The sequence below is a fragment of the Streptomyces sp. P9-A2 genome, assembly GCF_036634175.1.
Taxonomy (GTDB): Bacteria; Actinomycetota; Actinomycetes; order Streptomycetales; family Streptomycetaceae; genus Streptomyces; species Streptomyces pratens.
Genome location: NZ_JAZIFX010000001.1, coordinates 2,964,249 through 2,990,901 on the forward strand (window position 1 = coordinate 2,964,249; position 26,653 = coordinate 2,990,901).

Annotated in this window: 19 protein-coding genes; 10 read left to right on the forward strand and 9 right to left on the reverse strand. The window is 68.9% G+C overall.

Annotation, left to right across the window (positions count from 1 at the left end; genetic code table 11):
• Window positions 1-220: 220 nt before the first annotated feature.
• A complete protein-coding gene (locus V4Y04_RS13415; RefSeq protein WP_332427971.1) occupies window positions 221-1,231 on the forward strand; it encodes an SEC-C domain-containing protein in 1,011 nt (336 codons plus the stop codon).
• Between the two features lie 100 nt (window positions 1,232-1,331).
• On the opposite strand, the gene V4Y04_RS13420 is transcribed toward V4Y04_RS13415, so the two are convergent.
• Window positions 1,332-2,093 carry an IclR family transcriptional regulator gene (locus V4Y04_RS13420; RefSeq protein WP_332427973.1) on the reverse strand — a complete coding sequence of 254 codons (762 nt, stop codon included), beginning with the start codon at window positions 2,091-2,093 and terminating at the stop codon, window positions 1,332-1,334.
• Between the two features lie 249 nt (window positions 2,094-2,342).
• Here V4Y04_RS13420 and V4Y04_RS13425 point away from each other — a divergent pair, with 249 nt between their 5' ends.
• From V4Y04_RS13425 to V4Y04_RS13435, 3 genes are all read left to right on the forward strand, one after another.
• Window positions 2,343-3,695: an MFS transporter gene (locus V4Y04_RS13425; RefSeq protein WP_332427974.1), complete on the forward strand. Its 1,353-nt coding sequence runs from the start codon at window positions 2,343-2,345 to the stop codon at window positions 3,693-3,695.
• A gap of 64 nt (window positions 3,696-3,759) precedes the next feature.
• On the forward strand, window positions 3,760-4,338 hold the full coding sequence (locus V4Y04_RS13430; protein WP_332427976.1) for a nuclear transport factor 2 family protein: 579 nt from the start codon (window positions 3,760-3,762) through the stop codon (window positions 4,336-4,338).
• Between the two features lie 269 nt (window positions 4,339-4,607).
• Window positions 4,608-5,963, forward strand: coding sequence for a S28 family serine protease (locus tag V4Y04_RS13435; RefSeq protein WP_332427978.1), 1,356 nt, complete (start codon window positions 4,608-4,610; stop codon window positions 5,961-5,963).
• Window positions 5,964-6,438: 475 nt separating this feature from the next.
• Here the strand turns inward: V4Y04_RS13435 and V4Y04_RS13440 are convergent, their stop codons facing one another.
• From V4Y04_RS13440 to V4Y04_RS13460, 5 genes are all read right to left on the reverse strand, one after another.
• Entirely contained in the window at window positions 6,439-7,776 is a 1,338-nt protein-coding gene (locus V4Y04_RS13440; RefSeq protein ID WP_332427980.1) for a jacalin-like lectin, read from the reverse strand.
• 301 nt (window positions 7,777-8,077) lie between these two features.
• Window positions 8,078-10,234, reverse strand: coding sequence for a glycoside hydrolase family 9 protein (locus V4Y04_RS13445; protein ID WP_332427982.1), 2,157 nt, complete (start codon window positions 10,232-10,234; stop codon window positions 8,078-8,080).
• 1,180 nt (window positions 10,235-11,414) lie between these two features.
• On the reverse strand, window positions 11,415-12,152 hold the full coding sequence (locus tag V4Y04_RS13450) for a VOC family protein (protein WP_332427984.1): 738 nt from the start codon (window positions 12,150-12,152) through the stop codon (window positions 11,415-11,417).
• A 224-nt stretch (window positions 12,153-12,376) separates the two neighbouring features.
• A complete protein-coding gene (locus tag V4Y04_RS13455; RefSeq protein ID WP_332427985.1) occupies window positions 12,377-13,087 on the reverse strand; it encodes a GNAT family N-acetyltransferase in 711 nt (236 codons plus the stop codon).
• 570 nt (window positions 13,088-13,657) lie between these two features.
• Window positions 13,658-14,188: a hypothetical protein gene (locus V4Y04_RS13460; RefSeq protein ID WP_332427987.1), complete on the reverse strand. Its 531-nt coding sequence runs from the start codon at window positions 14,186-14,188 to the stop codon at window positions 13,658-13,660.
• Between the two features lie 300 nt (window positions 14,189-14,488).
• Between V4Y04_RS13460 and V4Y04_RS13465 the strand changes: the two genes are divergently transcribed.
• The 5 genes from V4Y04_RS13465 to V4Y04_RS13485 are packed head-to-tail and all read left to right on the forward strand — an operon-like array spanning window position 14,489 to window position 21,811.
• Entirely contained in the window at window positions 14,489-16,042 is a 1,554-nt protein-coding gene (locus V4Y04_RS13465) for an ATP-binding protein (protein WP_332427988.1), read from the forward strand.
• 53 nt (window positions 16,043-16,095) lie between these two features.
• A complete protein-coding gene (locus tag V4Y04_RS13470; RefSeq protein WP_332427990.1) occupies window positions 16,096-19,041 on the forward strand; it encodes a Z1 domain-containing protein in 2,946 nt (981 codons plus the stop codon).
• Between the two features lie 53 nt (window positions 19,042-19,094).
• Entirely contained in the window at window positions 19,095-19,472 is a 378-nt protein-coding gene (locus V4Y04_RS13475; protein WP_332427992.1) for a very short patch repair endonuclease, read from the forward strand.
• A 21-nt stretch (window positions 19,473-19,493) separates the two neighbouring features.
• Entirely contained in the window at window positions 19,494-20,489 is a 996-nt protein-coding gene (locus V4Y04_RS13480) for a DNA cytosine methyltransferase (protein ID WP_332427993.1), read from the forward strand.
• An 11-nt stretch (window positions 20,490-20,500) separates the two neighbouring features.
• Window positions 20,501-21,811: a DNA cytosine methyltransferase gene (locus tag V4Y04_RS13485; RefSeq protein WP_332427994.1), complete on the forward strand. Its 1,311-nt coding sequence runs from the start codon at window positions 20,501-20,503 to the stop codon at window positions 21,809-21,811.
• A 70-nt stretch (window positions 21,812-21,881) separates the two neighbouring features.
• Here the strand turns inward: V4Y04_RS13485 and V4Y04_RS13490 are convergent, their stop codons facing one another.
• From V4Y04_RS13490 to V4Y04_RS13500, 3 genes are read right to left on the reverse strand one after another with little or no spacing between them, the layout of a single operon-like run.
• The gene (locus V4Y04_RS13490) at window positions 21,882-22,745 is read right to left on the reverse strand and encodes a DUF6339 family protein (RefSeq protein ID WP_332427995.1); all 864 of its coding nucleotides are present in this window, start codon (window positions 22,743-22,745) and stop codon (window positions 21,882-21,884) included.
• Complete coding sequence (locus tag V4Y04_RS13495; protein WP_332427996.1) at window positions 22,742-23,737, reverse strand: hypothetical protein; 996 nt, start codon at window positions 23,735-23,737, stop codon at window positions 22,742-22,744. The genes V4Y04_RS13490 and V4Y04_RS13495 overlap by 4 nt, the downstream gene beginning before the upstream one ends.
• Before the next feature lie 3 nt (window positions 23,738-23,740).
• Window positions 23,741-25,885 (reverse strand): helix-turn-helix domain-containing protein, encoded by a 2,145-nt coding sequence (locus V4Y04_RS13500; RefSeq protein ID WP_332427998.1) that lies wholly within the window; start codon window positions 25,883-25,885, stop codon window positions 23,741-23,743.
• Between the two features lie 489 nt (window positions 25,886-26,374).
• On the opposite strand from V4Y04_RS13500, the gene V4Y04_RS13505 reads away from it, so the two are divergent.
• A complete protein-coding gene (locus V4Y04_RS13505; protein WP_332427999.1) occupies window positions 26,375-26,581 on the forward strand; it encodes a hypothetical protein in 207 nt (68 codons plus the stop codon).
• The last annotated feature ends 72 nt before the right edge of the window (window positions 26,582-26,653 follow it).

Here is a 26,653-nt window from a genome sequence, read left to right on the forward strand (position 1 = left end):
GTAAACGATGGAAGCGACGCGAGCGGCCCGATTCAGCCGGACCCAGGGAATTGAACCCTTTCAAAATGATCAAGAATAGCGGTACCGGCGACGGAAACGAGGGCCCGAACGCCCCCTCCCCGCCGACCTCCCGCCGGCCTCCTCGACGGGCACGGGCACCGACTCCGGCACACCGGCACCGTCTCCTCACCTGTCACCGGTCGGCAGTACGGTGTCCCCCATGCGCCCCGACACGCCCGCCGAAAACGTCGACCACACCGCCGAAGCGGCACGCCTGGAGCGGACCGCCGGTCTCTATCCCGAGGACGCCGAAGCCCTGCTGCTCCGGGCCGCCGCCCATCTCGAACTCTCCGGCGACCGCCCCGCCGCGGCCGCCCTCTACGACCGGCTGCTGGCCTCCGACAGGGAGCTGGAGAGCCCGTACCTGGTCCGCGCCCTGAAGGCCTCGAACCTCTGGGAGTACGGCCACGAGGCGGAGGCCCGCGCGATCATCGACGGCATCCGCGCCGCGGCCCCGCGCGATCCGGCCTCCTGGGTGGTCGTCGCGGAGTCCCTGGAGGCCCACGACGAGCTGGAGCAGGCGCACGAGATGTTCACGGAGGCGGTGCGCCTGCTGCTCACCGACGTGCCGGAGCCCCCGGCCGCCGCCCACCCGCTCCTCTTCGGCCGCCACCGCGTGCGCAGGATGCTGGGCGCGGCGCACGACGAGTGGGACGCCCTGGCGGACACCGTCCACAGCCTGCCGATCACCCTGGACGAACTCCACGACCCGAAGCGCGTCTGGTCACTGGGCTCGGAGAACCCGGCGGAGCTGGAGGCGGAGATCTCCCGTCTGCGAGCGGAAGTGGGCGCGTACCGGATGGCCCTGTCCCGCCCCTTCCCGGTGGCGGTCCTCCACTGGCCGGCGGACGAACTGACCGAGCTCCTGGAGGCGTACCCCTCCCTCGCCATCGAGTACCCGTCGCACGAGGAGCACCTGGCCACGATAGAGACGGCCCTGCGCGAACTGGCCTCCTCGGGCACCCCCAACCTGGGCATCGTCCCCGGCACCGTCCCCTCGTACGAGGCCTTCGCCGCCTCCGAGGGCACCACCCCCGACGACGCCGACCTCCTCCCCCAGTACGCGACCACCCTGGCGGCCCGCGGCCGGGCCATGCCCTGGCCGCCGCAGCGGTCGGCCCCCTGCTGGTGCGGCTCGGGCCGCCCGTACGGGGAGTGCCACGGCGCCTGACCGACGACCGGCCGGGGCAGCAGCCCTGCCCCGCCCCACCCCACCCTGGCCCGCCCCGCCCCACAGAGAACCCGACGGCCGTCATGAAGGGGCGCTCGGGCTAGTGCTGGAGCTTCGAGGTGAGCTTTGCCTGCATCTTCTGTGTCGCCTGGTGCAGGGCTTGGGTGAGTGCCGTCTCGGACGGGGTGCGGGGGTCCTCGCGGGTGAAGCAGAGGCGCGCCTGCGGCCCCGAGATGGTGATGGCGATGGGCGGGTACCCCTGAGGGGTGGGGAGCGTCTGCGCGAGTGCCGCGATGCCGGGCTGGGTCTCCTCGACGTTGCGTGCGTAGCCGCGCTGCCTGACGTTCTCCAGTTCGGCTTCGAGGGCCGTGCGGGTCGGGGTGGTGGTCTTCGCCGCGTGCGGGAGGGGTTCGTTCGGGTAGATCCGGCGGAGCTGCTCGGTGGTGAGGGTGGCGAGGAGGGCTCGTCCGCAGGCCGAGGTGTGCGCGGGGAGGATCGTTCCCGCCCGGGCTTCGATGCGCATGTGGTGCTGTGAGGCGATGCCGTAGATGTAGCGCACCGCCTGCCCTTCGAGGACCGCGAACTCCACGGTCTCGCCGGTTGCCGCCTGCAGCTCGAGCAGGTCGTCCTGGATGAGGTGGGTGAAGTCCGTGTCGGCGTGGGCGGGGCGGGCACTGGTCATGGCCGGGCCGAGACGGTAGCCGGGGCCGTCGAGTGAGCGACGCATGAAGCCGTTCGCCTCGAGGGTGGCCAGGAGCCGGTGGGCGACGGAGGTCCCCACACCCAGTTCGTCGGCGGCACGGGCGAGGGTGACGACCGGCTCCTGCTGGGCCAGTGCAAGCAGTCGAAGTGCCCTGTCCACAGTTTGCAGAGTATTCACGCCCCGATGTTCCCACATACAGGGAATGATTGACTAGCCACTCCCTGATAGTGGATTCTCTCGATGTCCGCAGGCGAACGCACACTCGAACGGGTGTCTTTGCGTGATGCGGACTCCTGGGCGCGAGATCACCCCCTTGCCTGCCCGTGGCGTAAGTGGCCGCTGAGGCGTGAACCGCCCGTCAGCTCATGTGACGTGCCGCGCAGTGAGGACACCGAGGAGAGTGAAGCAATGAGAGTCAGTGGACTCGATGGCCAGGCCGAAGCGACTCAGCCGGACACGGCACCGGAGGGCTCCGGGGGCCCGGAGGACGGGAGCGGGACACCCACCGCCCGGCGCGCGGTCGTCAGTGGCGCGCTGGGTTCCGCACTGGAGTGGTTCGACTTCTCCGTGTACGGCGCGTTGTCGGCCACGGTGTTCCCCCAGCTGTTCTTCCCCGACCTCGCGCCGGGCACCGCACTGCTGGCGTCGTTCGCGACCTTCGGAGTCGGGCTGGTGGCACGCCCCCTGGGCGGCCTCGTGTTCGGCATGCTGGGCGACCGGCTCGGCCGCCGGAACGTCCTCATGTTCACGCTGCTGCTCATGGGCGTGGCATCGGTGCTGATCGGCCTGCTTCCGACCTACGCCACGGCGGGAATGGTGGCTCCGGCCTCGCTGGTGGTCCTGCGTTTCCTGCAGGGCTTCGCCCTGGGTGGCGAGCACACCGGGTCGCAGCTCATGGTGATGGAACACTCGCCGAGCCGGCGCCGCGGTATCGCGGGTGCTCTGATGTCGGTGGGATCGCCGATCAGCCAGGTACTCGCCACACTCACACTGACCGGACTCGCCGCGTGGCTCACCGAGGACCAGTTCACCAGCTGGGGCTGGCGGATTCCCTTCTTGATGAGCGTGGCGCTCATCGCCGTCGGGTACTACATCCGGCACCGCGTCGAGGAGACTCCGGTCTTCCTCGCCAACGAGGGCAAGAGCGAGCAGCCGGCGCGCGGGCTGCTGAGGCAGCACCGGAAGACCGTGACGCTGCTGGTGCTCGCGTGGGCCGCGCCGGGAGCGCTGTACTACATCACCGTCACCTTCGCCATCAGCTACCTCACGGGCCAACTCGGATTCGACAAGAGCTCCACCTTCGGGCTGATGGTCGTCGCGAACTCGATCTCCATCGGGGCCAGCCTGCTCGGCGGCTGGTCCAGCGACCGGATCGGGCGAAAGCGCGTCCTCTTCACGGGTCTCGCGGTGCTGCTGGCCTTCCTCGTCCCGTTCTTCCTGATCCTCGACACAGGCAACTGGTGGCTGGCCGCGCTCACCATCACGGGTGCGCTGTGCGGTGTGCAGTTCATGACCGGATGCCAGGGAGCCTTCTACGCCGAGGCGCTGCCGACCCCCGTCCGGTACACCGGATCGGCTCTCGGACTCACCTGCGGAAACATGATCTTCGCCGCACCGGCGCCCCTGCTCGCGACGTGGCTGATGCAGATCTCGGGGAACGGAACCCTGCTGATCACCGCCTACGGCCTGCTCACGATCCTGATCTCCGCCGTGGCGATCCGCCTGCTCCCGGACCGTACCGGCCGGCAACTCGATGCGTGACAGGGACCGCACCCTGCCGTACGCGCCCCCACCTGCCTGAATCCTCACCCAAGGAAGAAAAACAATGACCGACGATGCAGCTCGCGCCGCCAGCGTGGTGACCGAGGAAGACCTTCGCCTCCTGAGGGAACTGAAGGTCAAGGACCGGCTGCACGACCTCGAGGTCGCCTACTGTCGCGGGATCGACCGGCGTGACCCCGAGCTGCTTAAATCGATCTACTTCGAGGACGCCTTCGTCCGCCTGGGCGACATGAAGGAAGGCGGGGTGGACGAATGGGTGGACTGGATCATCGACGAGTTCAAGCCCCGGTTCGAGAACACCACCCACTACCTGCTGAACGAGTGGTACAAGGTGGACGGCAAGACCGCCGAGGGGGAGACCCATCGCCTCTCGTACCACCGGTTCGGGGACCCGTCACGCGAACTGATCGCCGCCAGCCGCACCTTCAACCGGTACGAGGAACGCGACGGCGTCTGGAAGATCACCTTCCGCGAGGTGATCCGGGACTGGATCCACGAACGCCCCGTGGACCGGGACCTGTTCACCGGCGGGTTCGCCATGGAGCTGAGCAAGCCCGGCCCCGAGGACAAGAGTTACGAGGTCCTCTCGATGTTCGGCCGAGGTCCGCTGCGGCCCGAGTGACCCCTGGTCCCGTATCCGGCCACAGCCCCGCCGACCGCGGGGACAGGCTCCGCGGGGAACCCGCACCACCATGAGCACCGATGACCTCGCCCTTTCCCCCGGGGGCGGGGTCATCGGTTTCCCGGCGCCACCGCCCGCTCAGCCGTACGTCGTGTCCTCCCCTCCGCCGCCTCCCCCCTGCGGGGGAGGCGGATCCCCCACGCGCGCGATCTTCCCGCGCCGTCCGGCGGCTGTACTGGAGGCATCCGACGTCGAGGGAAGGACACCCGATGCACCTCTGGACGAGACGACGCCTGCTGCTCTCGACCGCCTCGGCGGCCTCGGCGGCCGGTCTCGCCACGACGGCGTCCGCTCCCTCCCACGCCTTGACCGGGACGCCTCCCGCACCCGCCCCCGACGACGACCTCGTGCGCCGTCTGGGCTCCCTGCCGGGTGTGCGGATCGTGGAGGAACGGCCGGGCGCCGAACCGGGATACCGCTTCTTCGTGCTCGGACTGCGCCAGCCGGTCGACCACACCGACCCCTCGGCCGGCACGTTCGAGCAGCGCCTCACCCTGCTCCACACATCCGCCGAGCGCCCCACCGTCCTGTTCACGACCGGCTACGCGGCCTCGCTCACGCCACGGCGCACCGAACCGACCGTCCTCCTGGACGGCAACCAGCTCCACGTCGAGCACCGCTACTTCGGAACCTCACGCCCCAGCGCCCACGACTACTCCCACCTGACCATCCGCCAGGCCGCCGACGACCACCACCGCATCGTCCGCACCTTCCGCCGGCTCTACCGAGGCGCGTGGATCTCCACCGGTGGCAGCAAGGGCGGCATGGCGAGCGTGTACCACCGCCGCTTCCACCCCCACGACGTGGACGGCACCGTGGCCTACGCGGCCCCGAACAACGTCGACGACCGCGACGACTCCGCCTACCTCCGCTTCCTGGAGACCGTGGGCACGGCCGCCGACCGCGAGGCGATCAAGTCCGCCCAGCGCCGGCTCCTGCTGCACCGCGCGGAACTGGTCGCCCGCTACCAGGCCGCGACGACCGCCGCCGGGGACACCTTCCGCATCGTCGGCAGCGCCGACAAGGCGTTCGAGATCGCCGTCCTGCGCGTCCCGTTCATGTTCTGGCAGAACGGCGGCAGCCCGGCGGACCTCGCCGCCGTTCCCGGCCCGGACGCCACCGCCGACCAGCTGTACACCTGGCTGGACGACACGGCGGGCCTGGCCCTCTACGCCGACGCGATCGCCCGCGTGTACATCCCGTACTGGTACCAGCTCGGCACCGAGATGGGCTATCTCGACGTCCCCACCGCCCACTTGGACGGCCTGCTGCGCCACCCAGGCGCCATCGAGCCGCGCTCCTTCGTCCCCCGCGACATCCCCCTGCGCTTCGACCCGGACGCGATGCCGGACATCGACCGCTGGGTCCGCCGCAGCGGCACCCGCCTGCTGTTCGTCAACGGGACGCAGGACCCCTCGACCGCCGAGTCCTTCCCACCCGGCCGCCACGACTCCCGCGTCCTGTGGATCCCCGGCGCCAACCACCACACCACCCTCGCCGACCTCCCCACCCCGGACCGCACCGAGGCCACCGCAATGCTCACCCGCTGGTCCGTCCGCGCCTGAGGGCCCTGAAGGAACTGGAGGCCCCAGCGGAAGGATCTCCTGCGACACGCGGGTTCCACAGTCGCGAGAGTTGACCGGCGGCTGTGGAACCCGGCTGCTCACTCGGCCCACCTGGCTTGCTCGGCTTGAACTCCTGACGAAATGAGGTGCTGCCGGCTCGACGTGGTCCGACGGCACCGTGCAGTCGTGCTGGTGTCACGACCCCAGAGGGCGAACCTGGAGACGACTGGTGTCACTGCATGCGCAGCAGAGACCCGCGGCTTCCCGCCAGTGCTCTCGCACGGGTGGCAGCTGAAACCTGCTTGCGCAGTCGCCCGGCGAGCCGATACCCAGCACTTGAAAGATAAGGAGGACATGGCGTTGCGGGCAGGACCAGTAACCGCGCTGCGCGGCCCTCGGCTCCCGGAAGCGGCTCGGAGCCGGGCGCGCGGTGCACCCGGCTCCCCGGGCCGGGACGCCGCCGTGACCGCGGGGGTCAGTGCTGGGCGTAGATGAAGCCGATCTTGTCGACCTCGTCGCCGGAGCGGCCGTGGAATCCGGCGATCCGCCAGCCGGAGGGCGCCGTGCGGGTGACACAGTCGGACGTGGGCGAACCGCCGGCCAGGGTGCGGCCGAGGTTCGTCGTGAACTTGGCGTGGAAGATCCGGGTGCGGCCGTCCTTCTTGGCCTGGCACAGGTACGCGGTGGTCACGTACTCGGTGCTGCCCAGCGTCAGCGAGGAGGCGGTGCCGCCGGAGCCGCCGTGGGCGAGCGTGGTGCCGTTGCTCAGGGTGATGCTCATCCGGTCGACGCGGGAGCCGGCGCGCAGGGCGACGGTGGTGGCGCGGGCCGACGCGGGGACGCTGTCGATGTCGTTGAAGTAGGTGCCGTGCGGGCCGCCGAACTGGTCGCTGAGCCGGAAGCCGGCGTTGCGCGACCAGGAGAACCCGACCGCGATCGGGTCGTGGTCGGAGAGCATGAGCCCGTCGCTGGTGAGGAACTCGGCGTGCTCGTTGTCGTAGGAGGTGGCGTTCAGTGACACGAGCTTGCTGCCGCGGTAGAGGATCTTGTCGACGACCTCGCACGTGTTGGGCACGGTGGGCTGCGTCTGGTCGCAGACGAGCGCGGCGCTGCCCTTGGCGGGAGGGGTGCCGCCGCGGATCAGCTTGACCCACGCGTCGGTGAGGCCGTTGGCGGAGGCGAACTCGGCGATGGTGTCGCCGGAGCGGGTGTAGCGGGTGTTCGTGTCGCCCATGACGACGACTGCGTTGCCGGCGGAGTGGCTCTTGATGAAGGCGGTGAGCTGGTTGAGGTTGTCCGCGCGGGAGGCGAGGTCACCGTCGCTGGTCCCGGCGTTGGTGTGGACGTTGTAGAAGTCGACGTAGACGCCCTCGGCGAGCCGCTCACGCATGAAGGTGAAGCCCTTGGGGGTCAGGCAGTCACCCGAGTCGAACTGGCAGGAGTTCCAGCGCACCCGCTCGAAGTCGTCCACGTCGTAGGAGACCTTCGACAGGGTGTTGAGTCCGCTGCCGATACCGGCACCGCCGCTGGTCGGGGTGCGGTGGGCGTGCGCGGTGTCGGCCGCGTAGAGGTGGGCGTGGTAGTTGAAGTCCTCCTGCACATGGACGATGTCGTACGGCGCGATCCGCCGGCCGATCTCCGTGGTGCTGGACTCACGGGGCGTCGGGGCGCTGGAGAGACTCCCGGGCAGGCCGGCGACGTTGTAGCTGAGCACGCTGAACGTGCCCGAGTCGGCGGCCGACGCGGAGGGGGCGGCGGCGGTGAGCCCGCCGAGGGTGGCGGCGGCGGCCAGACAGGCGAGGAGTCTTCGCATGAGGGAGTATCTCCTGGGGGGCGTGAAGCAGGTGGGGGCATGCGGGTTCGCAGAGTACATGTCAAACGCAGCGGCAAAGTCTCATGAGTCCCTTCTCTCTTGTGAACCGCTTGGACAACATTCACGGGCTTCTCGGCCGATCCTTTGCCCGTTCGTCGACTTGGCTGACCACCGGGGCAGTTGAGCGTCGTCCCCGGCTCCGGTCGCGGGAACCACGGCCCGCCGCGCACGCGCGGCGGGCCGTGGTCCGGGCGGCGTCCGTCCGCTCGGCCGTCGTCCCCCTGTCCGTTCGCGCCGAGGGTCAGGCGCAGGCGCTTCCGTTGAGGGTGAAGGCCGTGGGGGAAGGATTGCTTCCGCTGAGCGACCCCTGGACGCCGAAACTCGCCGTCCCCCCGGCCGCGATCACCCGGTTCCAGTCCGCGTTGCGGGCGACGACGGCGGTGCCGCTCTGGGTGACGGTCGCGTTCCAGGCGCTGGTGACTCGCTGGCCGCCCGCGTAGCTCCACCCCAGCTGCCACCCGTCCACGGCGGCCGAGCCGGTGTTCTTGACGGTCACCGTCGCGGTGAACCCGTCGCTCCAGGCGTTGTCCACCGTGTACGTCACCGCGCAGGCCGCGGTGGGTTGCTCGCCGGTGGACGTCCGCTCGGCGGCGTAGGCGGCGAGCCAGGCCAGCGGGGCGTTCCAGTTGACCGCCACCTCGTTGGTGGAGTACGAGCCGATGTCATCGACGTAGCACGCGGCGGGCGCGCAGCCGGCCAGCCTTTCCTCCGCCACCGGGTCCTGCAGGGCGCTGTTCGGGCCGCCCGCGAGCGAACCCGCCGGCGGGTTGGGCAGCGAGGCGTCCGCCTGGTGCGCCCAGAAGCGGTGATGCTGGTTGCGCGAGAACGTCTCGCCGTAGCCGGTGACGTAGGACTGCCCGAGAGCGTTGCGGCCGAGCAGGTAGTCCATCGCCTCGAGCACCCCGGCGCGGTAGCGCCCGGCACCGGTCAGCTCACCGGCGACGGCCATGACGATCGCGTTGTTGGCGAGTTCGCTGTTGGAGCCCCAGAAGTATCCGTCCGTGGGGATGGGCATCCCGTAACCCTGTCCGGCCATCGTGGACAGGTGGCTGTCGGCGGCCGAGGTCACCGAGGAGCGGATGCGGGTCAGGTCGGCGGCGGGCAGCCCGTTGGGCACGGTGGCCAGGGTGAGCCGGCCGAGCGCGGCCGTGTCCGCCCAGCCGAAGCCGTACCGGGTGAAGGCGCCGGTGGAGGTGTGCCAGGTCGAGGAGGTGACCGCGTCCCGGTAGGCGCTCTCGCCGGTCGTCGCGTACAACTCGGCGGCCGCCCAGTAGAACTCGTCGCTCACCTGGGTGTCGCCGTAGGCCCCGCCACCCGTGCTGTCCGAATCCGGCGCGTAGAGGGCCGGATTGGCCCGCGCCGCCGTCCAGGCCTTGCGGGCGGCCGCCAGGCAGCGGTCGGCGAACGCGGCGTCGTACGGCCGGTAGACGCGGGCGCACTGCGCGGCGGTCGCCGCGAGGTTCAGGGTCGCCGCCGTGGACGGGCGGTGCAGCTCACGGACCTGGGCGTCCTGCTCGGGGCGGGTCGGTATTCCGGTCCAGGCCGCGTCGTGCACCTTGTGGAACGCCATGCCCGCGTACGGCTTGCCGTCGGGCACCTGCATCCGCATCAGGAAGTCCAGCTCCCAGCGCGCCTCGTCCAGGACGTCCGGCACGCCGTTGCCGCGCTCGGGGACGCGCAGGGTCGAGTCGCCCAGCGCCGCGTCGGTGCCCGCACGCCTGGCCCGCTCGAAGGAACTGACGACGAGCCAGGTGGAGATGCCTCCGTTGACCACGTACTTGCCATGGTCGCCCGCGTCGTACCAGCCGCCCCTGACGTCCCGGGTGTAGTCGCAGATCCCGGACTGGCAGGGGACGGAGGTGTCGCCCTTGTTCGGCGCCACGCCGAGGTGCCCGGCCGGGCGCGCGTAGGCGGAGCCCACCAGGGAGGAGTCGATGGCGATGCCGCTGCGCTGGTGGTAGAAGAACGCCATCGCGTCCGAGCGCAGGCCGTCGTAGAGGTCGGCGCGGATGTCGAACGGGTCGCTGTTGCTGCCGTCCACCGTCAGGACGTACCCCGACCCCGTTTCTCGGTGCGAGGAGAAGTCGGCCACCTGGACGGACTGCCCAGAGGCCTGGTCCGCGCCGTGCGGGACGGTCGAACCGGAGGCGACCAGCGTGCCGGACGCGGTGCGCAACCGCCAGGTGAGCGCCTGCGACGACGTGGTGACGACGGTGGCGCGCTTGGGGCCGTCCGGCAGATAACCGACCTGATTGACACGGACGGCCGTGGTCGCCGCCGCGGCGGCGGGGAGTCCTGCCGCGGCCGGCGCGGTCAGCAGACCGCCGACGAGGAGTGAACTGGCCAGTAGGACTGCGGAGAGGGTTCTGCGCCTGCGTAACGACACGGAGGTGGGCATGAGCGGCTCCTGAGTCACTGCGGGGGGGGCTCCCGGATACTGGGAGCGCTCCCATGGTGGACCTGCCGGGGTGCGAGTTCAAGAGCGGGAGAAAGGGGTCTGCCGCGCCCCCGCCCTCCGTGTGCCGTGCCGCTCCGTCCCGTGTCGCTCACCAGCCGTCGACGCGGGTGGCGGTGGTGCCGAGGATCCGTCTTCGCCCCTGGCACGTCCTCGACGCGGGCGGGGGCCGGTGCGCGGTGCGGCCTCCGGTGAGCCGCGTCCGGGGGTTCAGTGCGGCGCGCGACCGGCGTGTCCTGGGCCGCCTCGGCGGGGTCGGGGGTCTCCGGATCCTGCCCGGGGGCGAAGCAGGACTGCGCGGCGCCGTAGTTCCGGCCAGGGCCGGGTCGCGGGCGCGCCCCGGCGGCCCTGCGGCGTCGGGGAGCACTCGAACCGTGGTGGAGGTGAGGTTGATCTTGCGTAGTGCCGCAGGCCGGGAGACTCGCAGAGGTTGCGCGAGCAGTGTCCCGACCCGATCCGCCCTGGCCCGGGTCGGCGGTGACGGCGTAGGGGGTGGCCGTGTTCATGACTTCCGGTTCCGGCTCGACTTCTGTGATCGATAACGCCGGGTTATCAGGTCCACGATCTGGCGCTTAGGTATCTGCGCAGGTCAGATGGATGATCGCCGCCTCCGGGGCAGCACGTGGCCAGCAGGGGGCCGGACGGTGTGAGGCGAGGTGCCCGCCGCCGGAGCGCGGTGGGCACCTCTGCGACGACGCGTTCACTCCTCCGGTCGGGTGGGTGGAGTGGCTCCGCCCGATGACCCGTCGGCGCGAACGGGACGTTCCCTGGTGCGAGTGCGCTGCTCTGCCGACCGGGCGTTGCGTGCGATCGACGAAGGGGAACCTGACCTGCGGCCCGGCGCCACAAGGGCGGGCCGCCCGATGGACAGCCAGCCGGTTCCAGGGGCGGGGCGGACTGTCCAGGGCGGCCGAAAGCCGTCGCGTAGCACCGCCGTAGGCGCCGGGGCCGTACGAGCACCGGCCCCACGGCGGCCTGCTCGTGGCGTTTCCGGCGTCCGATGACGCGCGCTGAATCACCGGGACACCACCCCCGTCCCGGCGGCATTCGCTGACGCCACGCGGTCTTCGCCGCTGACCCACGAACGGGCTGACCCACAAACGGCCGGAGCCGTCGCTCGAGGTCAGCGAGGCGTGAGGAGGCAGAACTCGTTGCCCTCCGGGTCGGCCAGAACCGTCCAGGGGAACGCGGACTGGTCGATACCGGGGTCGGTGGCGCCCAGGGCGCGCAGCCGGGCTTCCTCTGCTCCCAGGTCGTCACCGGGGTAGGGGCGGACGTCGAGGTGGACGCGGTTCCACACGCTCTTGGTGTCGGGGGTGCGGAGGAACTCCAGGTAGGGGCCGACGCCCTGGGCGGAGCGCATGGTCGCGTGGTCGTCGGCGACCTCGTGCAGCGTCCAGTCCATCGCCTCGCCCCAGAACCGGGCCATCGCCCGCGGGTCGGTGCAGTCGACCACCACCGCGGCGATCGGCCCGGTGTCCCGGTAGACCGGGCGGGGCTCCAGGACACAGAACTCGTTGCCCTCCGGGTCGGCCATGACCGTCCAGGGGACGTCGCCCTGACCCACGTCGGCGGGCGTCGCGCCGAGGTCCTTCAGGCGCGCGACCAGCTCCGCCTGATGGGTGGTCGAGGTGGTGGCCAGATCAAGGTGCACCCGGTTCTTCACCGTTTTCGGTTCCGGGCGGGCGATGATGTCGATGCAGACGGCCACGGGGTCGGGGTAGGCGAAGCCCACGGGTTCGAGGTTGGTCACACCGGGCGCCTCGCTGTCGACACCCCACCCGAGTGCCTCCGCCCAGAACCGGCCGAGCACGGAGTCGTCCCGGGCCTTCATGTTGATCTGCACGAGTCTCGTTGCCATGCGCAGATCCTAGAAGCCGCCGCCGGACCGGGCCGCCGCGATCAGACATGTGCTCAGCCCGGCGCTGACCGTGGTCCCCCCCCTCGTCGAGACTGTGCGGTTCCTTGCTGGTGTGCACTGACGACGAGACGGTGGCCGCCGGCCACAGCAGAGATCCCGCACGTCACGGACAAGGGATCCGGACCCGCCCCCGGACCGGACCCCTCACCGCGTGCTGCTCCTCGCTAGGCAGCTCGGCGCGCCGGGTGGAAGTTGATGCGTTCGCTGACGACGGGGAAGCCGGCCTTGGCGAAGTTCGCGGCCATGGGGAAGTTGCCCCGGTCGGTCCCTCCGCCGATGAACTCCGCACCCTCCTCGACGAGGAGGTGGGTGCACTCCGCGAGGAGGTCGTAGGCGTAGCCGTGACCACGCTGTTCCGGGACGACTCCGATGAAGCCGATGGTCGGGCCGGAAGGGTTGTGGGCCGGGATGTGGATGCCGGCCAGGTCGCCCTCCGGCGTGTACGCGATCTGCCACCACTCCCGTGGGGAGGGGCACCAGTGGAAGAAGTCGAGTTCCTCCTGGGCGGCCTGGTCGAGGCCGCCCTCCTCGACGGCCCTGAGCGCGTGGGCGTCCAGGGTGACGGAGTGGATTCGGCGCAACGCGTCGAAGAACACGGTGTCGTCGGGTTCGGCGCTGAAGCGCAGGCGTCCGGGCCGCTCGGGCAGACCTCGCTTTGGGGTCCAGCGGTACAGGAAGCGTTCCACCAGGAGTTCGTACCCGGCGGCTCGTGCGGCGGCGAACCGTGCCTCGGCGGCGGCGCGCAGGGCGACGCGCTTCCAGTCGGGGCGGAACCGGGTACGCCGATGGCCTTCACGGGCGCCCAGTGGGTCGGGGAGTGCGTCGAAGAGACGGGCGTCGCTCGCGGTGAGCGCGCGGATGACCGGATCGGTCATGGATTCCTCCGGGAGACAGGCTGCTCGGAGCGCTCCCGGTCAGAAGTGACGCACCACGCCGGGACAGCGGAAAAGGGAGCGCTGGAAAGGTGTGAACCGCACGGCACTCGCCTCCTTCCATCCGTCTCAGGGCGTGGAGCCACACCGTACGTGATCTTCCGCGGCTCCGTCATGGATTTCCGCGGCCCTTGGGAAGGACGGGTTCACGGGACGATGCAGAGCGCACCCAAAGGCCTGTGGGGCCTTGATCCTCCGCCCGTAGACCGCGATCGCCACACCTGACGCGCTGTCAACGCTTCTGTCGGCGGATGAGTACCCGAGTCGGCGAGCTGTGCCTGCCGAGTGGCAGGCCAGGGGCTGCAGGTGGTCTGCTGGCAGGCACTCACAGGGCCCCGAGGCGGGAGGCCGCCTCCTTCGCCGCGCCGACCGAACCGCTCGATCATGTCCGGGCTGCTTGCCTCCGGTGGGACCGGTCGAGCCGGGGCGATGGGCGTACAACCGGGCCGCCGAGCAGCGCGAACACCGGGGCGCCGGCAGACCCGTGCCTCGTGCTCAACCGCCTTGGCCTCCTTACAACTGGTCCCCCCTACCGGCTGGTTCCGGAGGATGCTCCCCGCCACCGTCCTTGATGTCCTCCGCGCAGGTTCGTCGGTCGTAGGACTGGTCGTTGGGGATGAACAGCACTCCGGCAACCTGCTCAGGGTGCTCGACGGCGAGCCAGTCGTCGCCCGTGAGGGGATCGGCAGCGGGCCCGAACGCCTGGGACGAGTAAACCGTCTGACACCCCAACGCCACGCGCTCCTTGTCGACCGCGCAGGCGTCCACTGCGGGGTCGGAATATTCGTCGGCGCCGTCGAAGCGGAAGCGGAAGTGGACCAGGTCGCCTTCGGAGGGCACCTGTGGGTGGGGCTCAAGGCTCCAGTCGACGACCTCGGCGGTAACGCCGAGAGACTGCCCGTACGTGCCCTCGATCTGCACCCTCACACAGGCCTCACCGCGCTCCGCCGTCGTGTCGGTGCAGCTCCAGAGGAAGGAGCAGCCGGACAGGGAGAGGATCACCAGAGCCAACGGGGCACCGGCAAGTATCCGTGCGGGTAACACTGAGATGACCTCCGGTCGGGGTGGGGCGGAGCAGTGCATCCCGGGGCCTGGCAGCTGCGGGCGACGGCGACGAGCGCCTGCGGCGGCGAAGCCGAAACGCAACTGAAGCAACCGCATTGACCGTCTATCCCCCGGGGGTTCCGGTCCAGCACCCACTCAACAGTTTTGGGACTAATCCCCCAGCTTCACCACCCAACCACCTTCATGTCCGACCTTTGCAGTACGGTCACACGAACCAGCCCGACCCTGAGGGCCGCCTCTCACCGGGCAGGCCCGGACCCGTGTATTCGAGGACGCACAATGCCTTACGAGCCCGGCACCGTCTGGCAGTACGAGGTCCCCACGACCAGTAGCACCCACCTGCCACCGGATGCCGGCTACGGCAAGGCTCTGACCAATCAGGGGTACGGCTTCGAGGTCGCCATAGCCGACCTGATCGACAACTCGATCGATGCCGGCGCCGACAAGATCGTCGTGCACTTCCTGCGGGACGCCAAGCGCATCCTCACCCTGCTGGTGATTGACAACGGCAAGGGCATGGACGATGCCGACCTGGACGCCGCCATGACCGTGGGGCGGCGCCGCGACTACGGCGAGAGTGCCCTCGGCATGTACGGCACGGGCTTGAAAGCCGCTTCGCTGTCCCACGCGGCGTCCCTGACAGTGGTCAGCCGTACCAAGCGCAGCCGGACCGCAGGACGCCGTCTCACCGCGGAGGGCCTCGAGGACGGCTTCCGTTGCGACACCGTCGATCCGCGCTACGCGCAGGAACTCGTCGACCGCTATGACGGCGTCATCGAGTGGCACGGCACGATCGTGCGCTGGGATCAGGTGCGGGCCTTCGAAACGGTGACCGCAGGCCAGAGCGACCACTACCTGTCCAAGTCGATCGCCCGCCTGGAAACGCACCTCGGTCTCTACCTGCACAGGTTTCTCCAGAACGGCCTCAAGCTCGACATCGCCGTGTGGGACGTCAGCAGTGGCGAAGGGGCACTCGGCGAGGAAGTCGACCACATCGCCGTCCAGGCGCTGGACCCCTTCGGTTACAAGGTCCCGGGGAAGCCGCGCTACCCCCGTACGTTCACGGCCCCCGTGGAGGGCTTGGGGGACGTCGAACTGACCGCGCACATCTGGCCCGCCAAGTCGAAGCAGGCCGGGTTCCGGCAGATCGGACCTCTCGCCGACCGTCAGGGCTTCTACTTCTACCGCAACGACCGTCTTGTCCAAGCCGGCGGCTGGAACGGTCTTCGCAACCCTGAAGGGCACCTCGCTCTTGCCCGCGTGGCCGTCGACCTTCCGCCCCGTGAGAACAGCGTCCTGAGCCTTGACGTGAAGAAGGAGAGCGTCACCGTCACGCCTGCCTTCACTCTCGGCGTCGAGAATGCCGTGGACGCCTCCGGGAACACCTTTCACGGGTACCTCAGCGACGCCGAGGCCACCTACCGGGAGGGCGCGAAGCGCACGGAGATCGTCCGCAAGCCCGTGACGCTCCCGGGTAAGGGGATAGACCCGAAGATCAAGCGGGTCGTCAAGGAGGAGCTGCCCGAGAAGCCGGGGGAAGAGCCCATCTCGTTCACCTGGGCCTCACTTCCCAGTGGCAAGTTCTTCGACCTTGACCGTGAGAACAACACCGTCCTCCTCAACAGGGCTTTCCGCAGCGACTTCAACGACGGCCGTCGCGGCGGAAGCAACGACGCCCCCGTCACGAAGACCTTGTTGTACTTGCTGCTCGAGGACTGCTTCGGTCTCGGACGCTGGGAGCGTGGCCGCCAGGACCGAGTGGACTACTGGAACACCATCCTTCTGGCAGCGGCGGGTACGCACCGCGACCGCCGTGTCCAGGCGACCGACTGATCCAGTACCGCTCTCGCTCCTGGCCCGCTCCGGCCCCTGACTGAGGACAAGAGATGACCCACACTTCGTCCGGCGTGCTCCTCGACATCCACACCTCCGCGCTGGCCGGGATGGGCAGCATGCCACGTCACTTCGAACGCTGGGCAGCGCTTGCCGCGGACGATTCCTACCCTGAAGCGGACCTGGGCGAGGAGTTGCTCCGCTCCCTTTTCATCAGTGGTGACGACGCACTGACCGCTCTGTGGGACCGCCACCTGACCGCCTGGGACTTCGCGGAGAACCCGCAATGGGGAGCGGGCTCCCCGGCGCGCACCGACGAACGGCGCGCAGTGGTCTACGAACGGCTCCGGTTCGGAAGTGAACTGCGCAAGGTCCTGGACGAGGCCATACCCGTGGCGAAGGTGCCCGGCGCGACGGTGATCACCCGGGAGTTCACCCCGTGGTACACCCCTGAACGCGCGGCGGCCAGGTCCTTCTACTGGACGGCGTACGAGCAGAAGCTCCGCGACAAGGGCTGGCCCGAGACCGCCATCGCCGGCCTCGACCAGGCGAGCCGGGCAGTCGTCGAGCGCCTCGCCGACCCCGAACAACCGGCGGCCCGCCAGGCGAAGGGCCTGGTCGTCGGCTATGTCCAGTCCGGCAAAACAGCGAACTTCACCGGCGTGGCCGCCAAGGCCATCGATGCCGGATACCGCCTCGTCATCGTCCTGGGGGGCACTCTCAACCTGCTCCGCGCCCAGACCCAGAGGCGCCTCGACATGGAGTTGATCGGCCAGGAGAACATCCTGCGGGGCGCGGATGTCACAGATGTGGACTCCCTGGTCGGCGTGGACTACGTGGGTGACGACGAGGGCTGGCCGGAGTTCGTCCGGCACGGCGGCCGCCCTTCCACGCTCGGTGCGTTCGACGTCGAGCGCCTGACCACACGCGACAACGACTACAAGAGCCTGGCCCAGGGCATCCGGGCCCTGGAGTTCGAGAAGCGCGCCCCCACCCGGCCGCTGCATGACTCGGCAAACCTTCACCACACCGCAGCGCGGATCCTCGTGGTGAAGAAGAACAAGGCCGTCCTCACGAAGCTCGTCAAGGACCTCAAGCAGATCCACGGGATCCTGGGGGAGCTGCCGACCCTCATCATCGACGACGAGTCCGACCAGGCCTCCGTGAACACCTCGGACCCGAAGAAGTGGGAACGGGGAAGCACCGAGCGCACGGCCATCAACGGCTTGATATCCAAACTCCTGGGACTGCTCCCGCGAGCCCAGTACATCGGCTACACCGCGACGCCCTTCGCCAATGTCTTCATCGATCCCGGTGACGAGGAGGACATCTTCCCGCGCGACTTCCTGATCTCCCTCCCCCGTCCCACCGGTTACATGGGTGTTCAGGACTTCCACGACCTGGACGGCATCGACGACGGTGAGGGTGGGGCCGAGCAGAGGCACGTCCGTGGGATCCATGACTCCACGGGCGACCGCCTTCAGGAAGCCTTGGACGCCTTCGTCCTCACAGGCGCTCTGAAGTGCTACCGCGTCGCCCACGGCGTCTCCTCCGAATCGTTCCGGCACCACACGATGCTCGTGCACGAATCGGTCCGGATGGCCGAGCACACCGAACTCGCCCTACGCATCAACACCATGTGGCACAACGCCGCGTACACACACTCTGAGGGCCACGCACGCCTGGCCCACCTCTTCGAGAAGGACTTTCGCCCCCACGCGGACGGAGCCGCCCTACCCACCCCCGCGACATACGACGAACTGAAGCCGCACCTCAAAGAGGCACGCCACCTCATCAACAAGGGCGGCGGGCCTGTCATCGTCGTCAACGGCGACAGCGAACGCGATTACACCCAGCCCGACCTGGACTTCGATCGCACCCCGAACGTCTGGAAGATCCTGGTCGGCGGCACGAAGCTGTCCCGTGGCTTCACGGTCGCGGGCCTGACGATCACGTACTACCGTCGCACGACGCAGCAGGCCGACACCCTGATGCAGATGGGCCGATGGTTCGGCTTCCGGCACGGGTACCGTGATCTTGTGCGGCTGTACATCGGTAGGGAGGAGACCCTCGGCCGTGGCCGCAACGCCAAGACGGTCGACCTGTACGAGGCCTTCGAGGCGATCTGCCGCGACGAGGAACTCTTCCGCGCCGAACTGGCCCGCTACGCCCCCTTGGTGAACGGCCGCCCCCAGGTCACCCCCGCCCAGATCCCGCCGCTGGTGGCCCAGCATCTGCCGTGGGTGAAGCCATCGGCACGGAACAAGATGTTCAACGCGCAGCTGGTGGAGGTGCGATCGCCGGGTGTCTGGGAGGAGCCCACGGCCTACCCCGAGGATCCTGACGCCCTGCGTCACAACACGGAGTGCTGGGCACCGGTTCTCGGGGCTCTCTCGCATGCTCCCGTCTCTCTCGGCCTGGACGGCGGTCCGCAGTACGACGCGCGGGTGGGCACGGTGTCGCACCAGGACCTGCTCACGGTGCTGTGCGACCTGCGCTGGTCCGCGCCGGCGCAGTTCTCGCCCCACCTGGAGTTCCTGCTGGACGCCGGACAGGAATCGGGCACGATCGACGACTGGTTCGTGATCGCTCCGATGCAGACGTCCGTTCGCCGCAGCGAGGTGCGCATTCTGGGGCACGGCCCCTTCTCCCTGGCCCGCCGCAAGCGCCGCCGAGGGTCTCTGTTCGGCGCGATCCGCGATCCCAAGCATGTCGCGGCTGCGAAGCGTCTGGCCGGGGCCTCGAACCTGACCGGAAACGCAACCGTCGAGCAGCACGTCCGTCCGCGTCGAGGTGCGCTGGTGCTCTATCCCGTGATGGAATCCGAACCCCGGATCCTGTCCGACGGATCGGTCGATCCGCGTGACCTGATCATGGCCTTCGCCTTCGTCGCCCCGCCGTCGACTGCGCGGGGTGACCGTGCCTTGGTGCGGTTCCGTGCGATCGACTCGACCAGGGCGGAAGCTGCGATTATCGACTGTGACGACATGGGTTCGTGAGGCTTTCGGCAGTGAACAATGTGACTCCGTCCTCCCCGGGTGTTTCGGCTCGAATGAGCAGGCAAGCGAGCAAGGACACGGAAATCGAGCTGGCCGTGCGACGGCGGCTGCACGCGGCCGGGCTGCGCTATCGCGTGGAGTACCCGGTGCCGGGCATGGCGCGGCGGCGTATCGACGTGGCGTTCACCCGTGCCAAGGTGGCCGTCCTGATCGACGGGTGCTTCTGGCACGGATGCCCCCAGCACGCCACGCACCCGAAGTCGAACGCTGAGTGGTGGCGCAGGAAGCTGGACCGGAACATGGCTCGTGATCTGGAGACTACGGAACACCTGACCGCGGCGGGATGGACGGTGTTGCGGTTCTGGGAGCATGAAGATCCGGAAAATGTGGCCGCTCGGGTGAAGGCGGCCGTGGAACGGCGTCTGGCGTAACGAAACAGGAAGGTGGCAGGTATGGGGGGACTGACCTTCGTGGACGTGTGCTCCGGGGCGGGTGGACTCGCCCTCGGCCTGGAGCAAGCCGGATTCGAACCGCGGCTGCTCCTGGACGACGACGATGATGCCGTCACGACCCTGCGGGCCAATCGACCGCGCTGGAACGTGCTCCGCACCGATCTGCTCGACTTCGATCCAGCCGAGCACCCCGAGAGCTACGACGTCGATCTCCTCTCAGCCGGGTTGCCGCGGGTGAAGTCGAGTGCGACCGCCCAGCGGGCCGAATCAGGTCTGGAGGAACGCCTGTTGGAGGCCGCGGTCTACCTGGCCCACGCCATCAGGCCGCGAGCGGTGATCATCGAGAACGTTCCCGATCTCGCTCACTCGGACAGGTATCAGCGCTTCCGTGACTTCGCGCGTGCAGAACTGGCTCACCTGGGTTACGAGTTCAGTTGGTTCGTCGTGAACGCCGTCGACTTCGGGGTGCCGCAGAACCGCAGACAGGGTGCCCTGGTGGCCGTCGAGCGGCGTTGGGCCGAGTCCTTCCGGCCACCGACACCCACGGTGCGGCAGCCGCAGACAGTCGGTGCCGCCCTGGGGTCGTCCATGGCAGCACGCGGTTGGCGGGACGCCGCCCGGTGGGCCGCCCAGGCCGATCAGCCGGCTCCCACACTGGTGGGCGGCTCGAAGAACCGAGGTGGTGCCGACCTCGGGCCGACCGGGGCCAAGCGGAAATGGGCGACCATGGGCGTCAATGCCCACACGGTGGGCAACGAGGTTCCCGGATCCGACTTCGTGTGGGCCCCTCAGCTCGGCAGGGACAACATGGTGAAAATCACAGTCGAGCAGGCGGCGCTGCTCCAGGGGTTCCCCGGATCGTGGCATGTCACGGGCCTCAAGACCGCCCGGTACCGCCAGATCGGGCACGCGACACCGCCGCCCGTCGGCCAGGCACTGGGTCGGGCCGTTGCCGAGGCGCTGCACGGGGAGCCGGTCGCCCCCGCTGCCGGCTAGACTTCCGCCACATGACCAGCACGCTGCCCCACCAGTCCATCCTCGACAAGCCCTTTGTCCTGGACCTCTTCGCAGGGCCCGGCGGGCTGGACGTCGCTGGACACAAGCTGGGTATCCCGAGTCTCGGGATCGAGTGGGACAGGAGCGCGTGCCTGACGCGCTACGCAGCCGGCCTGGACACTCTCCACGCCGACGTGAGCGCAGTCCGCAGGGAGTCCTTCGAGTCGCTCCCGCCGGAGATCAACGTGCTCGCTGGCGGCCCTCCTTGCCAGACGTACTCGGTGGCCGGGAAGGGCGCAGGACGTAAGGCTCTGGAAGAGGTCAAGAAGTTCATCGAACGGCTTATGGCGGGCGATTCCGACGAGGAGATCGACAAAGAGCTGAAGAACCTCAGCGACCCGCGCACCGCATTGGTGCTCGAACCCCTGCGCTACGCGATCCAGGCGACCAGGAGCCCGAACCGGGGGTGTCGACCGTACGACGTCATCGTCCTGGAGCAGGTCCCCGCGGTCGAAGCGCTCTGGGACCGCTACGCCAAGGTGCTGCAGAGGATCGGCCTCCCTGACGGCACCAAGTACAAGGTCGTCGTCAAAGTCCTGGACACCGAGACTTACGGAGTACCGCAGACCCGCTCCCGCGCCGTGCTCATCGCCCGTCGTGAAGGACTCGGTGAGCCCTCGCTGCCCAAAGCGACTCACCGCGCCTATGAGGTGAAGGAGTGGAATCGCAGGAACGGTGACACTGCGACACCGACGGCTCAGCCGACCCTCTGTGAAGCGAACGTCCCCGAACCCCGACGGCGCCCCGAGGAGGACGACGATCTGGAGCATTGGACGTCGATGGGCGACGCCCTCGCCGATCCGGTCGGCACACACTTGGGGCGCAAGACGCCTTTCCTGGTCCGGTCGAACTACGGCAGCTCCGGAAATCCGGGACGACGCGGAGTACGGACCGACCGACAGCCCGCCACCACCGTTACGGGGCGCATCTCCCGCTTCGTGGTCTTCGAACCCGTCGGCGACCACCACCCCGACATCGTCTGGGAAGGTCCGAGGTTCAGCATGAACGAGGCGGGGATGCTGCAGAGCTTCCCGCCTGACTACCCGTGGTCGGGTACGGCGAAGGCCCAGCAGGTGGGCAACGCGGTGCCGCCCCTTTTCGGGGCCCACCTCCTGAGCGCCGCGCTCGGTATTCCCGCACCGAGCCCGGAGGCGATGCGGAAGCCGTGGGTGCCGGCCACGGAGGAGCAGCGAGCCAAGCTACGGAGCCACGGCTGCGGAGCAGCGGACGACTGCACCGCCCGCTGTCCGCGCCCCGAGTAGCAGGTTCCGCCCTGGTCGTCCTCGCGGCCGGGCAAGAACGCGTCGCAATACTGATCCGAGGGCCACCGGATCAGTCCTCGATCTTCCTACCCCTGACCGGAGCTGTCTCGAACAGCTCGGTGAAGTAGTCAGTCAGCGCTGTCACAGACTCCTCCGGAGCGGGGTCCTCGTCGGGTCCCTCCGGGAGGACGTGGCGCGAAACCGGTGGAGCCGTCTGCGCCTCCTCGATCCAGTCCCGCAAACGGGCGGGGTCCCTGGGCTCGTCCGGTGCGAGAACGTCGTAGATCACGGTCGCGCCGGCCGCGTTGATGGCGACGCTCAGCCCGTTGATCTCGCGCCCGGTGGTGACCTTCCCATCCTTCAGGAGACGGACCAGCGCCTGGGCCGTAGGACGGTGGTCGATCAGGTCCTTCCGGAGCACGGTGTGGATGAGGTCCTGATTGCCGCAGGCGACCTCGACCGGCCCGTAGTCCGGCCCGTTCCGGAAAAGTTCGGCCGCCCACCACAGACGGGAGAAACACTGCCGGTCCGCAGGGCCCTGAAAGCGCTCCGCGGCCACACGTCGAGACGGCTCCGACAGGTGCCGCCACACGACATAGTCAGGGGCGACAGCAAGCGCCAAGTGGTTCCACAGCCGCCTGTCCGCCGCTTCCTGCCGCGTCAGACGCAGCGTGGCGTGGAGCCGGGGCGCGAGCCAGGCATCGGCTCGGGTGTGCTCCTTTTCGAAGGCGAACATGGCGTCGTCCACAAGGCTGCGGATCGGCTCGACCCACCACCTGGCGTCGTCCTCGGGGAGAGGCTCAACGGCCTTGGCGAGGTCGATGCCGCTGTGAACCTCTTCGCCCCTGAGCAGGCCCTCGGTGAGGAAGGTGTCCACGGCCGAGCTGGAAAGCAGCGCCAGACGCTCCGGCATGTGGTGGGGTTGGGTGATCACGTCTCGCTCTCCCTGTTCGTCCGTTCCAGACTGCGGATGATGTAGCCCACCGCTTTGGCGGCCTCGGCACGCCGGACCGCCGCGTAATGGATGCGTGTCTGGAGCTCGCCCCAACCCGACTCGCCGGTGCGTCGGCGGTGGACCTGGCGCAGGGCCTCCTCGACGTGCACGCCGGGAACGACGTCCGGGAGCATCTCCCGCAGCACTTCTCCCTGCCAGTCGGTCGGGAAGACCGGACCTCCTCCTGGTTCCACCTCCAGGTCGCCGATGGCTCCGTGGAACACCGCCGTCCAGACGTCCGTGGCCATCTGGGCGACGAGGAGGTCGCGTACTTTGCTGTCCACACCGGAGCCGTTGCTGTCCAACAGCCCGACGATCCCGTCGATGTCGGTGTTGACGAACACCGTGGGAACCCGTGCCGTGGTGTCCACGAGCCAGGGTGCGTCGGCGTAAGCACGCAGCCATTCCCTGGAACTCTTGCTGAACGACGCCTTCCGAACATCCAGTCGCAGCCCTCTGACCGGCTCGTCGGAGACGGTGTCGACGACCCAACCCCGGTCGGTCTCGGCGATCGACCGTCCCCGCACTCCGTCGACCGTCCCGGCGGCGTACGCACTGAGGGAGGCACGTCCCAGGTGGTCGTCGCGTAGCACCTCCAGGTAGCCCGACCAGTCGCGGCTGCCCTCCGTGTCGCGTGTGAGGGCCGTCGAGGTGCGGACATTGGTCTCACCGTCGGTCAACACCACGAGGACACACAGATCGGACCAGGCAGCGTCCGGAGCGTCGGCGCCGGGCGGCAGCGTGGCCGAGAGACCGATCGTGGCACTCACCCAGTCCGTGTGGCCCACGACACCGAAGGCGACGGCTTGCTCCTGAGTCGAGTAGGCACTGGTGTCCAAGGGGTCACGAGTGCCGTCGGAGAACTTGAGGGAGACCGACGTCACCCTGAGTGTGATCGGGCGATTGAGCCGCTTGTACGGGTAGATCTTCACGCGTCACGCCCCCTTGCCGGCGCGCAGTTCGAGGACGAGGCGGGTGAGTGTGGTCCTCACCGGATGGCTGGAGACGTCGGTGACTCCTCGGAACGTCGCACGGCGCGTGCCGGGCGGGAAGCGCAAGGTCCCGCCTTCCACCTCGCAGCCCTCGACGGCCACGAGTTCCGCCCAGTCGAGTCGCGGGCGTCCCCCGGAGCGGACATCCATCTGTGCGACCGGCACCATCGGGACGATCTCGTCACCGCGCGGGATGCTCACCTCCGCGGTGATCAGCCACTCCCCCTGGTCACCGATCGTCGCCTCGAGTCCGTCCAGCACCGGCACCACCGGGCCGGAGGGCATCTTGGCCTTGGGCCGGCTCTTGACGGTCAGCGCCTTGCGCAGCGCCTCGCCGCCTTCGCCTCTGCCGCGCTTCGGACGGGCGACAAGTTCTCTGACCACGCTATTGACTTCGGTGGTCAGGTTGCTGATCCGCCGATACGCGGAGGGGGACCAGCGCAAGGACAGCTCCTCCGTCTGTCCCCAGCGATCGTGCTCAGGGGGTTCGGCCGCGCGCAGGAACTCCTCGGCCTCCTTCGCGAAGGGGGCCGACTCTCCGGCGGCCGCGCCCACCAGGAGAACGGCTTGGAAGGGGTTGGTGCCGAGCGGCAGGTTCGGGACCGTGGCCTTCTTGACCGTCATGCGGTTACCGCGCAGCGAGTGCACCTGGTTCTTGGGGGTGTCCTTGTCGCCGGCAGCCTCGGTGACCAGCAGGACAGCCTGGTGGGTGCCGAGCGTCCCCCGGGCACCTCCGGTCAGCGGCAGCTTCAGCGGAACGTTTCTGATCGCCACCTGCCCGGCCTCGGTGAGCCGGTCCACCGTGGTGCCCTCGTAGTGAGCCCGCAGGGCGCGGGTGCGGGAGGGTTGCTCGACGGACGGATCCACCTTCGTCTCCGCCACGACCTCCTCACCGTTACGCAGAGCGCGGACGGAGACCTCGAGCAGCGGGAGCCGGCCACCCCCACCGATCATGGCGGCCCAGAAGTCGCGACCCAGCGCCTCGACCAGGCGGCCGTGCATTCTGCCGATGTCGCGTGCGTCCTCGGGGCCCTCCTCGTCGCGGGGCTTCCCGTCCTGGTCGAAGGCGTCCCCTTCGAGACTGGCCACGTCGTGCGCGCCCACGATGAGGAAGGACGTACCGGGTTCGTCGCTGTCCCGGCTCAGATGCAGGCGGGCCACGGTCTCCTCGTCCGCCCACCAGGAACGGGCGACCTCGGCGCCCGGTGTGTCGGGGTCAGGGCGCCCGAACCAGGCGGGGCCCGCGTAGGTGCGTCCGTCGACCTCCCGCCAGGGCAGTTCGAGACGGCCGATCACCCGTCGCTCGGTACGCCCCTCGTGCGGCACGGACAAGGTGGAGTTGATGAGCACGAGGCCGAGAGCACTGGTGGCCCACAGCGTGGCCTTGCCCAGGCCGTACGAACCACCGGCGGCAGGACCGGACTTCAGGCTCTCGAGTTGGCGCCGGACGACGGCGGCGAACTTGCCGTCCGCGTAGTCGTCGCCGATGAGCCCGGAAGCGTTGTAGTCGTCGACCCGCAGCAGGACCAAGCGGCCCTTCTCGTACATGTCACGCACCCCGGCGTCCACGACCCGGCCGACCTTCTGACCGCCCGCACTTTCGGAGACTGCGGAGTAATGGGGGAACAGGTCGTTCCACAGGATCGCCTCACGGAAGGCGTCGAGTGTCTCCCCGGTCAGCTCGTGCAGGGTGTAGCGGACCTTGACCGGCCGTCCGTTCTCTGTGAGCCGCTCGTCGAGACTGTTCTGGCAGGTCTCCCGAGCGAGCACCTGCACATCGGCGTCGAAGGCGAAGGCAGCGGCGTTGCCCAGGTCACGGCCGCCGTCGGGGTAGCCGGGGCGGTGGTACCAAGTGACCGGGAGGCCGGCTTGGGTGTCGGTGGTGCGGGTGTGCAGCGTGCCGACGTCCGTACCGAGCGCATTGGCGATCTCCGTCATGACGGTCGGGCGCGGGGTCGACCGCCCAGCGATCCACGCGGAGACGGCGGCTCGGGTCAACCCGAGCTCCTTGGCCAGTTCGGCCTGCGTCTTCCCCGTGAGCTTGAGCTGCCGGGCCAGCCACGGCCCGAACTCCTCGCTTGTCTCCACGCGCCACCTGCTCTTCCTCGGGTCGTACGAGGGAGGCTAATTTGACGATCGCGACCATGTCAACCAAAAGTTAACCGAGCAAGGGGTCACGACAGGTCCAGTCGGTCAGTCCGAATCATCCAGTTCACCCCCTCCACCCCTATATGCCCGCTCTACACAAACGGAAGTCGTCAACTCCTTTCACGTGAGCAGACGTTGGGGCTTGCCGACATCTCAAAACCCCGATACATTCGCCACGTTGGAAAAGCCAACTCGCTCGCGAACCGGTTTGTCCGGAGGCCGCGCGACTGGCCAGCGGTGTGTCCGCATGCGCTCAACGAACGCACGCGGAAACGTTTTTGGAAAGTTCTGGCGGCCGGGGGGATCCAGCCGCTACCGTGATCAGCGGGAGTGAATCCCGCAGCAGGAACCATTCGCTTCATGGGGGCGTTACCCGATTACACCCCTGCGCGAATTAACAGGACATCAATCGACAGGGGTGGGGACTCAATGGACGAGGACGACTGTTTTCCATTACTGCTCTCCCAGCGGGAGCGCAGCGCGCTTGAGCTGGATAATCTGCGGGTAGTGAGCAAGGTCGAAGTTGCGGACTTTTCGAACCGTCATGACGTGTCCGAGGATGATTTCCTCGCGGGACCCCCCGACCTGGACAAGACAGTTCCAGTGCTGCTGGACGAAAGCCCTCCTGCCGCCTGACTCCGCACATTCCACCCGCATGACCTGCGCACTCGTCCATCGGAGAGACGCTCCGAACCAGTGCGCGATGAA